Here is a 10,935-nt window from a genome sequence, read left to right as displayed (position 1 = left end):
CGGCCGGGCACGCTGCCACGTGGCACTCGTCGTTCAGACCTCCGGCTTCTTGGCGGGCTTGTGACCCCAGTAGCTGATCTTGTCGTAGCGCACCACCGACCAGCCTGGTTCGACGTTACGAGCACCCCAGCCGAACTCGACGGCGAATCCGGACGGCGTCCCGCCGTAGAAGGAGAACATGTGGTCATTGGTGTGGCGGCCCAGGGTGAGCACGACCGTCCCGTCGGCGTCGAACCTGTCGTAGGTGAAACCCACGTCGTCCATGCTCGTCGTCTCGAGCATGAAGTGATGAACCTTCTTGGGACTCGGAAGACTCGCGAGAGCCAGGGTGTGGTGCCTGCCATTGCAGTGCAGGAAGTGGAGGGTGGTTCCCAGGGTGTCGGTGAGCTGCCAGTCGATGACGTCGGAGAGATGGAAGCCCAGCGCTTCGACGTAGAACTCCAAGGCCGCGTCGATGTCCGGTACTGCGAGAACGTAGTGCCCGAGGCCTTGGTCGTCGGTGAGGAACCCGTGGACACCGGTCGGCGAGTTGAACGGCTCCTCGAAGAGCTCGGTGGCGCCGTAGTAGATCTCGACCCGAGAGCCAACGGGGTCCGAACAAGAGAGGAGACCGAGGACGCCACGTTTGGCTGCGACGTCTGCACTCTCCGTGGTCACCTCTACGCCATGGGCTTCCAGACGCTTGCGGATCGCCGCGAGCGACTGTGCGCTGTCGACCTCGAAGCCTGCGAACGAGATGTCGTCCGAGGTTCCCTTGTCGACCTGCAGGCGCCAGGCGCGCGAGTCGATTCGGAACCGCGCCGACGATTCGTCGCCGGACGCCTCCATGACTCCCAGCTTCTGAGTCATGAACGACCGCCATGCCTGCACATCTGACACTTCGAAGCCCAAGTATCCGAGTCGTTGAACGCTCATTGTCTAACCTTTCCTAGATGCGGCTTCCGCCGTCGACAGGGGCACCGGTCGCCGGGCGGCGCCGATGGAGAACACGCGATTGGGCCCGGAAGGCGGCCGACGGCTCACTTCTGCCCGAAGTGCTGGTCGAGCAGCGCGCCGCGATTGGTCCCGTCCAAGCCCCGAACGCCCATGCCGCCGTCGAAATTCAGCACGCTCCCGGTCAGCGGCACCGTGTCCGCACGCGTGGCGAAGAAGACGTACGCACCTGCACTCTCCGTGGCGGTGGCCATCCGGCCCGTCGGCAGGACGCCGGCGAGCATGTCAGCGAGCGGAATCGTCGAGATGCTGGTGTCCTGGAGATTGAGCGACTTGAGGCCACGAAGGTCGGTTCCGCCGAGACCGCCCGGGGCGATGCCGTTGACCCGGATGTGGGGACCCAGCTCGAACGCGAGCTGCTTGACGAGGCCCACCACCGCGTGCTTGGCGCCGGTGTACAAGGCGCCCCCGCCGCCGGGATAGAAGCCCGCGTTGGAGACAGTGAAAGTGATGCTGCCTTTGCTGTCGTATAGCGCAGGAAGACACGCCTTCGCCGCCAGCAGGTATCCCTTGACGTTGACGGAGAACATCTCGTCGAATGCCTCCTCGATCACCTCATCTGGCGTGTCCACCAACGCGGTCGAGTAGTCCCACACGCCTGCGTTGGGGATTAGGCAGTCGAGCTTTCCGAACTGCTCGACACATTTCGCGGCGGCTTCACGGTGGCTGTCGAGGAACCGCACGTCGCCCTCGACCGCAACAACCGCATCACCATGCGCCTCTTTCAGTGCCGACAGCCCATCGGAGGATCGGTCGAGAACAGCAACGCGCGCGCCTTCCGAGACGAAGCGATCGACGATTGCCCGCCCCAGGCCGGCGCCACCGCCGGTGACCAGCGCGACTTCACCCTTGAGTTTCATTGCAGTGCTCCTTCTAGTTGACGGCCGCGTTGCTGCGAGCCGCTTGATACAGCTGACGCAGCTCGACATCGGCGTCTGCGAGTGCTTCCTGGCTCACCTGGACGCCGGCATCAACGAGACGGCTCGCCATGGCGAAGTCGCGCGGCGCACCTACTGAGACCGCTGCCGCCACATGGCCGTTGTCCAGTCTGAACAGCAGTGCTGGACCGTCGTCGAGATCCCCTCGCGCGACGTACTCCCCCGAGCCTTCGATATCCCCGACCATCTGAATGTGGTGGCCGGCTATCTCGGTCCACGACAGAGGGATCTGCGGTGCAGGAATGGGCCTGCCGAGCATCGCAGTCGCAACGCTGGCGGCCTCCCTCTGGCTGTTGATGTACGTCTCGAGTGATCGCCGGCCACCGGTGCGGAGCGGCCATGACGCGACGTCGCCCGCCGCGAAGATTCCCTCGGCGCTGGTTCCACCGAAGTCGTTGACGACGACGCCGCGGCTGCAATGAAGGCCGGCCTGTTCGGCGAGCGTCGTTTCGGGCTCGGCACCCACACACACGATGACGCTGTCGGCGGACAGGACCTGGCCCGCGGTGTCGATCACCCCGGTGAGCCGGTCGGTGCCTGTGAACTCGGCGACTCCGGTGTTCAACCGGATGGCGACACCAAGTTCCTCCAACCGCTGCCGGCACCATCGACCGATTCGCCGGCCGAGCACACGCTGGAGCAGCTCGTCCGACGCCTCGATGACGGTGACGTCGAGGCCGAGTTTGCGGGCGGTGGTGGCGACCTCACATCCGATGAGGCCCCCTCCGACGACGACCAGGTGTTGTCCTGGCCGCCACTGCCTGCGGAGCTCGTAGGTGTCGTTCGCGGTCCGCAGAGTAGCGACGCCGGGCAGCTCCGAGCCGGGGATGGCCGCAGCGCGGGCACGAGCGCCGGTTGCCAACAAGACGCGATCGGCCATGAGCGCCACACCGCCATCGAGCACCAGTTCGCGTCGACCGAGGTCCAGCCGTTCCACCGTCCTGTCGAGCACGAGCTCCACACGGAGATCGCTGTAGCAGTCCACCGGCAGCAGCGGAGGAGGGTGGCTATTCTCTCCGACCAGAACGCTCTTCGACAGGGCAGTGCGGTCGTAGGGATGCTCCTTCTCTGCGCCGATCAGGTAGAGACGCCCCTCGTAGCCATCGGACCGTAGTGCCTGCACCGCGGCGATACCCGCGACGCCACCGCCGACAACTGCGATGTTCGAGATCATGAGGCTGTCGCATCACTGTCGAGCTCGACGAACACATCGTCTCCCTCGACCTTGGTGACGAACGTGCGCAGGGCCACGCAGGCGGGCAGGGCCTTGACCTGGCCGGTTCGTACGGAGAACTTCGCCCAGTGCAGCGTGCACTCGACGATGTCGTCCTCCAGGTCGCCGTCAGCAAGCGACCAGTCGTCATGTGAGCAGGTGTCCTGGACTGCGAAGAACTCCCCGCCGACGTTGCAGACCAGGATCGGCTCCGGGCCATCTTCGAAGCGAAGCATGTCTCCAGGCGACAGGTCGCTCGGGCTACAGATTCGTGTGAGAGACATCGGGAGACCTAGAAGAAGAAGCTGAGGTTGTTGGACAGAACGGTGCTCTGGTCCAGCAGGATCGTTCGCCGGGCGATCTCGAATCCCCGGTCGTCGTCCGTCCTCCGCAGCAGGTCCTGCCGTTCGCCGGCGAAGATGTCGACCTGACGCTCGAGACGGTTTCGGTAGACGACGAAGACGTTCGAGACCTGGTACTCGCCGGGATGCTCCCCGTCGACGATCATGACGTTCGAGATGATGTGCCGGGTGCGCGAAGCCGGATTTTCCGACCAGCTCACGTCGGAGGTGATCTTGCGGAGACGCTGGCGCATGTAGACCGCGTCTTCATCGAAGTGCGCGTAGTCGTTCGGTCCGGTGTATTCGTGGTGGGACTCACGCAAGACGCGGGTGGTCCGGATCGGCATGCAGTAGCGGATGTCGTCCGCCAGAAGCGCGAACCATTCCGGGAATCGCCGGTCATTGAGAAGCTTCGCTTCCCAGTAGTAGAACAGCTCGACCTCCTGCTGCAGCGCCACGTCGATGGGCGCCGGCTTGGCGATGAAGGGGGTGCTGGGTGATGTCGTCTCGATCATGGCGGACCTATTTCTTGGCCGAAGAGTGTGTCGGGTAGCAGGCGGTCGACGCCCCTGCTCGGTTATGCGGACGCTGCGTCGAGCTGCGGAGTGCGAGTGGCGTTGAGGGTCGCCCAGTCAGGAGAGGTCATCATCCGAACCCAGTGCGTGTAGAGCCCACGAGCCGCTTCCTCGCTGTACACATTGCTGATCGTTCCGGGATAGTCCGGGTGGTCCTCTCGTGTCTCCCCCAGGCCCATCTCCGCGTTGAACGGCCGGCTGCGAGCCATGTGCCCGCGCAGCACCTGCTGGATCTCGACCCAGTTCTCGCCGTCGTCCTGCTCGAAGACGCCAGCCGCAGAGAAGCTGCGCATCGACTGGCGACGGAACTCGTCCTTGATGTCGTCGGGTGCGTCGGCATCGACGATGGTGAATGCCCAGACCTCGATCTCGTTAGGGCCGCGGGGGTGCCATGCGCGGACCGTGTTCAGGCCTGGCAGGAAGGAGCAGTTCGGGAAGATGGTCATGTGCTCCGCGGTCACCTGCGCGCCACGCTCGATGCTTCCCAGACGCTCAGAAGCCTTCTCGGCGGCCGGTCCCTGAGTGTTGTACCCAGCGATCTTCGGCCCGGTGATGGCGAGCAGCAGTGCCGGGTCGTTGATGTAGAACCCGGTGCCGTGCCCACCCCAGGGGGCGCGGAACTGGATGCCGGTCGTCGGCGGCGCCACGTCGGTGATGTCGACTTCTTCGGGCAGCCCCGCGAGGATGCCGGACAGGTGAGCGGTGGTCGCCGCGTGGTACATGTCGCTCGCGAACTGCTCGGCGGCCAGCTTCCAGTTGCAGGGGATGACCCACTTCTGGACACCTGGGATGGCCTCGGTGCCTGCTTCGGTCCGATCCAACATGTGGTCCATGTAGAACTTCGCCTCGCCCAGGTAGGTCTCGAGGTCGGGGGCGTCGGCGTCCCAGTTGGCGAAGATGAGCCCCTTGTAGGTCTCCACACGAGCCTTGAGGGGGCCCCACTCCTCCTTCTTGAGCTTGGGGAAGGCCTCCTGCTGCATCGGAACGCTCACCAGGTTGCCGGCGGTGTCGTACGCCCAGCCGTGATAGCTGCAGGTGAACGACTTGGCGTTGCCTCCGTCGGCCCGACAGATCCGCATGCCCCGGTGCCGACACTGGTTGAGGAAGACGCGGATGTCCCCGTTCTTCTGCCGCGCGACAATGACGGGGTCCTCGCCCATGTAGTTCGTCATGAAGTCGCCGGCGTTCGGGATCTGGGTCTCGTGGCCCAGCATCAGCCATGACCGAGCGAAGATGCGCTCCAGTTCCTGCTCGTAGATGGCCTGGTCGGTGAAGATCTGGGGATCGAGACGCCCATTCTTCTCGTCCACCAGCGCCGCGATGTCGGCGTCGGCCCACCTCGAGCTCTTTCCCGCTGGTGTTGATCCAGACTGCAAGTTGGTCACCGGTAAACCCTTTTCGTCGGCAATGGAAAACGTTGGGCTGTCAGCCCGGCGTGACGCCAGAGGAGGATCCGTTTCATGGCCGGAGGAAGCTTGGCTCTCCGTGTCCCTCATCACGCTTGAGGACCATCGTGTGGCGTACCTCACCCCCGGGACATCCGGGAAAACTACGGATTCGATCACCGGTCGCAGGCAAGCGGGCGTAACCAGCCCGGCGTTCAAGGCAGAGCGGTTGATCAGCGAGGCTCGGGTGCTCGTCTTGAGTCAGCCCTCGGCACCACTGCCCCGAGGACCATGGGGGCGCGGTAAAGGTGGTTCACAACGTCGGCGAGCTCCGCGCTGCGAAGGAGCGCGGGAGGTGACCCCTGATCAGGCGACCGGGAAGGCAGGCTGGTCCACCAAGTCGGCGCGGCCGCCCTGCAGACCGTCGAGCTTCGCTGCGTTAGCTGTGTGCGGGACACCTAGGTCGGGAGCACTAACTGCGCTCAATCGGGCGTACTGCTCCTCAGTGAGTCTGACTTCCAATGCATCGAGGTACTCGGCCAGTTGTGCGGTCGAGCGCGGCCCGATGACCGGCACCACGGCGGTCGAGCAGCGTCGCGACCGTTCGTTGACCCAGGCCATCGCCACCTGAGCAGCTGGTCGTCCGAGGTCCTCGGCCACCTCCAGCACAGCGTCGACGACGGCAGTCTTCTGAGCCGACGACTCGGTGTGGATCAAGGTCTTGAGATCCGTGAGACGCCCGTCGTCGGAGGTTCGGTACTTGCCGGTGAGAAGACCCCCACCGAGGGGCGACCACGTCGTCACACCGAGCCCCAGCGCCTCAGCCATCGGCAGCTGTTCCCGGTCCGCGGAGCGCTCGACCAGGCTGTACTCGACCTGGATGCCAGCGACCGGCTCCCACCGGGCCGCATCCGCGAGCGCGGCGGCGCGCGCTGTCCGCCATGCCGGGAAGTTCGAGAAGGCAGCGTGCAATATCTTCCCCTGGCTGACGAGGTCGTCCAGACCGCGCAGGATCTCGTCGACCGGGGTCAGCTCGTCGGGGTAGTGGACCCACAGGAGGTCGATGTGGTCGGTGTCGAGCCGGGCAAGGCTCGCCTCGACCGACAATCGAAGGTTCTTGCGCCCGTTACCGGTACGGGAGAGCCGCCGGTCCGCCGACGCGCCCACGGTGTACTTGGTCGCCAGCACGATGTCGTCACGGTCGGAGCCGATGAATTGACCGAGAAGCCGCTCGGACTCGCCGATCTGGTAGGCATCGGCAGTGTCGATGAAGTTGCCGCCAACGTCGCGGAACCGATCGAAGATCGCCCGGGCCTCCTCCGGCTCGGCGCCCGCGCCCCACCCGGTCCCGAAGTTGCCGGTTCCGAGGGCGTACTGCGACACGCGCAGTCCTGTGCGACGGCCGAAGGTCTTGAAGCGCATGACAGAGTTTCCTCGCTGCAGACTGAGTTGGCAATGCCAATCTAGCCTTCGGACTTGGCCGTGCCAACCCAGGACTACGATCGAGCCATGACTGTTCGGTCCCGCGCTCGTACCCGCGCGCTCGAGGACACCTGCGCCATCGCGCGCAGCCTGGGTGTGCTCGCGGATCCGTGGAGCTTCCTGATCATCCGCGAGACCCTGTTCGGCCGACGCACCTTCGCTGAGTTCCGTGATTCACTCGGCATCGCGACCGACGTGCTCACCGACCGACTGGGCGTCCTCGTCGAGCACGGCGTGCTGCAGAAGGTGCCCTACCGAGCGCCACAACAACGCACACGCTGGGCCTACGAGCCCACCCCCGCAGGACATGATCTGAACATCGTCTTAGCCGCGCTGCAGCAGTGGGGGGCAGCGCACTTGCCACGCAATGAGCTCACCGTGGTCCCCACCTCAGCGCAGTCAGGTCACCCACTCCGAGTTGCCTTCGTCGACACCGAGGGCCGCTCGGTGAGCCAAGGGGATGCGCAATTCTCATCAACCGCTCGGTCCGATATCGAGGCGGATCCCGACCGTCGGTCGAGCTAAGCTAAGCGGTCAGTCTGCGAGCCGGCGTTGCCAGCGGCCCGCGCCGGCGGGGGCGCGGGCGACCGCCGAGACAGTGATCAGGTGCGGGCGTCCAGGACGGTGCCAGCAACAAACCGGGCCCACTGCGCCGAGAGGGCGTTGACTATCGCCGCCCGCCGAGCTTCGGGGAAGCGCGCCTCGATGCCGTTGATGCTCAACGCCCAGCGGGGGTCACCCGAGCCGTCGAAGACAGCCGACGCCATCCCCCAGATACCCTCAACAATTTGGCCGGGATTCAGTGCAAAGCCCGACCGTCGCGTCTCTGCGATCCGTTCCCTCAACGGACCAGGGGCATGCTCCGCGCCATAAGCGTGGGTGAGTGTGCGCTCGGCCAGATAGGTCTCGCGTTCGCGTTCTGACAGGTGCGCGAGAATCGCCAGGCCAGCAGAAGCCGCCCCGAGCGGGAAGCGGACGCCTTCGTACAGGACGTGCGAGCGGATGGGGAAGTTGCCGTCCTCGCGGAGAAGGCACACGGTCTCGTTGCCGCGCTTCACCGAGAAGAACGCGCTCTCGCCAGTCTGACGAGCGATGCGGCGGACAGCCTCCTCGACGCGGTCGGTCCATGGCAGGCCAAGCGGTGATGGGACGTGGCGGTTCGGAGATCCCGGTGCCGCCGTGGGTATCCCGCAGGCCACAGGACATATCGACAGCAGAGTGCTCGTCTGGGCGCTGGGGCTCGCTCTCCTGCTCCGAGTGATCCCGTTCGCGCTGGAGGTGCTCGCGCTGCGTCACATGACGCCGGACCGCGTTCGGCACCCTGATGGCCCTCGAGCCCGCATTCGGCGTACTCCTGGGACTGGCCGTGCTCCAGCAGAACCCATCGGCGTCGCAGTACGCAGGACTCACACTCGTGGTGCTGGCCGGGGCTGCGGCCCAATGCGGCGGATGCCGCGACCGGCGGAGCGAAGAACGCCCCGGTGCGCACTCAGAGCTGGATCTGATCGGTTGACCAAAGCGCTGCATAGTGTTCCGCGGGTCCGCTATCACCTGAGCGACCGATACCCACCTCATCCTGGCACGCCAACGTCAGTCAGCACGAGTCGTGAACCAGGTGGCAATCTGCGTACGCGAACGGAAGTCCAACTTGCGTAACACGTGCTCGACGTGCGCTTCTGCCGTACGCGTCGAGATCACCAGCCTGTCGGCGATCTCCTGGTTGGTCAGCCCTTCGGCCACCAGGGCTGCGACCTCCTGGTCGCGCCTGGTCAGCAACGACTCGGTACGCTGCGGCGCGCGGTGTGCGGGCTCGTGGTCCACCAGCTCACCAAGGGTGTCGTCGAGCGAGGCCGAGGCACCCTGTCGGACCGCCTCGACGTAAGCCGGGTCCCCGAGCGCCTGACCGATTCGGTTCCTGTTGAGATCAGGTTATGTGGGGTGGGCGGAATGGGCGCCCGCCTGCGACGGAGAGGTCGGATAACGCCACGGTATTGAGCGCGATGAAGACGTCCTCGGGATCGACATGCGCATTTCGGGCGAGGTTGTCCGCGATGGCTCTGTACAAGGCATGCTTGATGAGCTCGGGTCGTTCTTTACCGACGGTGATTCGCACCATCACGTACCCATCGGACCTCGGCCCGCCAAGGAACGAGCGATCATAGATGAGTTCGTCAAGCTGCTTCCGATGGACGATCTGGAATCGATCGTCGGTCGGGATGCCAAAGTGCTCGACGAGCGCATCGTGAACGCCGTCAGCGATCGCGCGGATGACCTCGGGAGAGCGTCGTCCTTCGATCAGAGTGATATCGACTATGGGCATCGAGGCTCCTCATTCGTGTGCGGTGGCACCCGGAATCGCACTGTGATCATCGAGAGGTTCCAATTTCATCTAGTGGCACGCCCTTGGTCTCTTTAATGACGAAGGCCGCGATGAGCGCCAGCGCGCCGAGGCCCATCAGGTAGATGTGGAAGATCCATTCAAGCCCGATGGAGCTAAGCCAGGTGTTCAAGTACGGGGCCGTACCGCCGAACAGAGCCGCGGACACAGAGGAGACCATACCCACGGTACGCGCGCGAGCAAAGGTGGGCACTTGCTCCGAGAGTATCGCCGGAAACATGCTTGAGCACAGGCACCAGACCAACAGGCCGACCAGCAGTGAGACGAAAAGTGTCCAGGGTTGAGAGCCGAGGATCATACTGACTGGGACCACTGCCAGGACCACTCCGACGCCATAGATGGCGAGCATGCGTTTGCGGCCGAATTTGTCCGCCATGATTCCGCATATCGGTAGCCAGAAGACCGCGATAGCCTGAGCGAGGAGACCGGCGATATACGCGCCCTGGGGGTCCATGCCTTTGGTGGCGATCGCGAATGCCGGGGGGAAAGCAACCCAAATGTAGAACCCGACTTGCGCGAAGGCGGCGATCATGATGATGCGCGCGGACATACGAAGAATGTCACGGCGGGTCAGCGAACGCACCTCCGGTCCAGTTGCCGTGCGTGCTTTTTCAAAGACGTCGCTCTCGCCGGCGCTGCGCCGCAGGATCATTGCGTATATGCCCAGAACACCACCGATCGCGAAGCCTACCCGCCACCCCCAGGCCTCCATGTCCTCAGTGCTCAACACCGATGTCAACACCGCCGCGAGTCCGGTTGCAGCCATAACCCCGATCATCACGCTGACGAAGATTGAGCTGGACCAAAAGGCGCGCTTGTCCGGCGGCGCGAGTTCGGCGGCATAGGTGTACGCAACACCGGTCTCGCCGCCGTAGGCAAGCCCTTGGAGTAGCCGCCAAAACAACAGAAGCACGGATGCCCAAACGCCGATGGCCTCGTAACTGGGGGTCACCGCGATCGCGACAGACGTGAACGCGAGCAGCAGCATGGTGGCTATCATTGCGACCTTGCGGCCGCGACGATCCCCGAGCCAGCCGAAAAACCACCCGCCAAGAGGTCGCATCAAGAACCCGACCGCAAAGATTGCGAACGTTGACAGCAGCGCCGACGTCGGGTCGCTGGGGTCGAAGAACTGCAACGCCAGGTAGGCGGAGAAAGTGGTGTACAACGTCCAGTCAAACCACTCGAGCGCGTTCCCGATTGCCGTTGCCCGTAGGGATCTGCGGCGTTCAGCGAGGGTCTGGGCGACGTTCGTGGATGGCAACAACATTGTCATAATATTTCCTTCAGAGGCTTACAGTGGCCTGGAGTTTGCGTGTTATGTCGCGGTTTCGGTCGTAGAAGAACAGCGGATGTAAACTTCAGAGGAAGCTCGTGGGTCATGGTCAACGCCCTTCGAACTTGGCTTGGCCGATGCCGTTATCCCGGTACGAGATGACACCGGTGACGAAGTCATCCGAACGGAAAATAGCCCGCCGTACCTCCGCCATGCCGAGGTCGGCCGCAGCGATGCCCTCATTGACGGCAAGGTTCACGAGCTGCTTCGTAGCAGTGGGGCTACCCTTCCCGTCGGCATTGGATGTTCTTTTCGATCGTCAATCGAGCGTGAG

General features: G+C 64.3%; 13 protein-coding genes. 1 reads left to right on the top strand and 12 read right to left on the bottom strand.

Translation table 11 applies throughout. The features are described from left to right. Positions 1 to 33: 33 nt before the first annotated feature. The 7 genes from bphC to DDE18_RS07670 all read right to left on the bottom strand — a co-directional run bounded on the left by bphC (position 34) and on the right by DDE18_RS07670 (position 6,867). A complete protein-coding gene (gene bphC, locus DDE18_RS07700) occupies positions 34 to 915 on the bottom strand; it encodes a biphenyl-2,3-diol 1,2-dioxygenase (protein ID WP_116571664.1) in 882 nt (293 codons plus the stop codon). Positions 916 to 1,019: 104 nt separating this feature from the next. Next, positions 1,020 to 1,853 carry a cis-2,3-dihydrobiphenyl-2,3-diol dehydrogenase gene (bphB, locus tag DDE18_RS07695; protein ID WP_116571663.1) on the bottom strand — a complete coding sequence of 278 codons (834 nt, stop codon included), beginning with the start codon at positions 1,851 to 1,853 and terminating at the stop codon, positions 1,020 to 1,022. A gap of 13 nt (positions 1,854 to 1,866) precedes the next feature. Beyond that, positions 1,867 to 3,105 carry an NAD(P)/FAD-dependent oxidoreductase gene (locus DDE18_RS07690; RefSeq protein WP_116571662.1) on the bottom strand — a complete coding sequence of 413 codons (1,239 nt, stop codon included), beginning with the start codon at positions 3,103 to 3,105 and terminating at the stop codon, positions 1,867 to 1,869. Then, on the bottom strand, positions 3,102 to 3,428 hold the full coding sequence (locus DDE18_RS07685; RefSeq protein ID WP_116571661.1) for a non-heme iron oxygenase ferredoxin subunit: 327 nt from the start codon (positions 3,426 to 3,428) through the stop codon (positions 3,102 to 3,104). The genes DDE18_RS07690 and DDE18_RS07685 overlap by 4 nt, the downstream gene beginning before the upstream one ends. A gap of 8 nt (positions 3,429 to 3,436) precedes the next feature. Next, positions 3,437 to 4,000 carry an aromatic-ring-hydroxylating dioxygenase subunit beta gene (locus DDE18_RS07680; protein ID WP_116571660.1) on the bottom strand — a complete coding sequence of 188 codons (564 nt, stop codon included), beginning with the start codon at positions 3,998 to 4,000 and terminating at the stop codon, positions 3,437 to 3,439. A 62-nt stretch (positions 4,001 to 4,062) separates the two neighbouring features. Then, a complete protein-coding gene (locus DDE18_RS07675) occupies positions 4,063 to 5,556 on the bottom strand; it encodes an aromatic ring-hydroxylating dioxygenase subunit alpha (protein WP_116571659.1) in 1,494 nt (497 codons plus the stop codon). 255 nt (positions 5,557 to 5,811) lie between these two features. Further along, on the bottom strand, positions 5,812 to 6,867 hold the full coding sequence (locus DDE18_RS07670) for an aldo/keto reductase (protein WP_116571658.1): 1,056 nt from the start codon (positions 6,865 to 6,867) through the stop codon (positions 5,812 to 5,814). 60 nt (positions 6,868 to 6,927) lie between these two features. On the opposite strand from DDE18_RS07670, the gene DDE18_RS07665 reads away from it, so the two are divergent. Beyond that, on the top strand, positions 6,928 to 7,452 hold the full coding sequence (locus tag DDE18_RS07665; RefSeq protein ID WP_245916550.1) for a winged helix-turn-helix transcriptional regulator: 525 nt from the start codon (positions 6,928 to 6,930) through the stop codon (positions 7,450 to 7,452). A gap of 77 nt (positions 7,453 to 7,529) precedes the next feature. On the opposite strand, the gene DDE18_RS07660 is transcribed toward DDE18_RS07665, so the two are convergent. The 5 genes from DDE18_RS07660 to DDE18_RS22890 all read right to left on the bottom strand — a co-directional run bounded on the left by DDE18_RS07660 (position 7,530) and on the right by DDE18_RS22890 (position 10,860). Next, positions 7,530 to 8,126 (bottom strand): IclR family transcriptional regulator, encoded by a 597-nt coding sequence (locus tag DDE18_RS07660; protein WP_425437549.1) that lies wholly within the window; start codon positions 8,124 to 8,126, stop codon positions 7,530 to 7,532. A 391-nt stretch (positions 8,127 to 8,517) separates the two neighbouring features. Next, positions 8,518 to 8,748 (bottom strand): response regulator transcription factor, encoded by a 231-nt coding sequence (locus DDE18_RS07650; protein ID WP_245916507.1) that lies wholly within the window; start codon positions 8,746 to 8,748, stop codon positions 8,518 to 8,520. 103 nt (positions 8,749 to 8,851) lie between these two features. Continuing rightward, positions 8,852 to 9,247: a tautomerase family protein gene (locus DDE18_RS07645; protein ID WP_116571654.1), complete on the bottom strand. Its 396-nt coding sequence runs from the start codon at positions 9,245 to 9,247 to the stop codon at positions 8,852 to 8,854. 46 nt (positions 9,248 to 9,293) lie between these two features. After that, the gene (locus tag DDE18_RS07640; RefSeq protein WP_116571993.1) at positions 9,294 to 10,595 is read right to left on the bottom strand and encodes an MFS transporter; all 1,302 of its coding nucleotides are present in this window, start codon (positions 10,593 to 10,595) and stop codon (positions 9,294 to 9,296) included. A 115-nt stretch (positions 10,596 to 10,710) separates the two neighbouring features. Continuing rightward, entirely contained in the window at positions 10,711 to 10,860 is a 150-nt protein-coding gene (locus DDE18_RS22890) for a hypothetical protein (protein WP_165821081.1), read from the bottom strand. Positions 10,861 to 10,935: the final 75 nt, after the last annotated feature.

The organism is Nocardioides gansuensis, from assembly GCF_003076135.1.
Classification (GTDB): domain Bacteria; phylum Actinomycetota; class Actinomycetes; order Propionibacteriales; family Nocardioidaceae; genus Nocardioides; species Nocardioides gansuensis.
The sequence above is the reverse complement of the archived record's forward strand: the minus strand, read 5'-3'. Positions and strand labels throughout refer to the sequence as shown.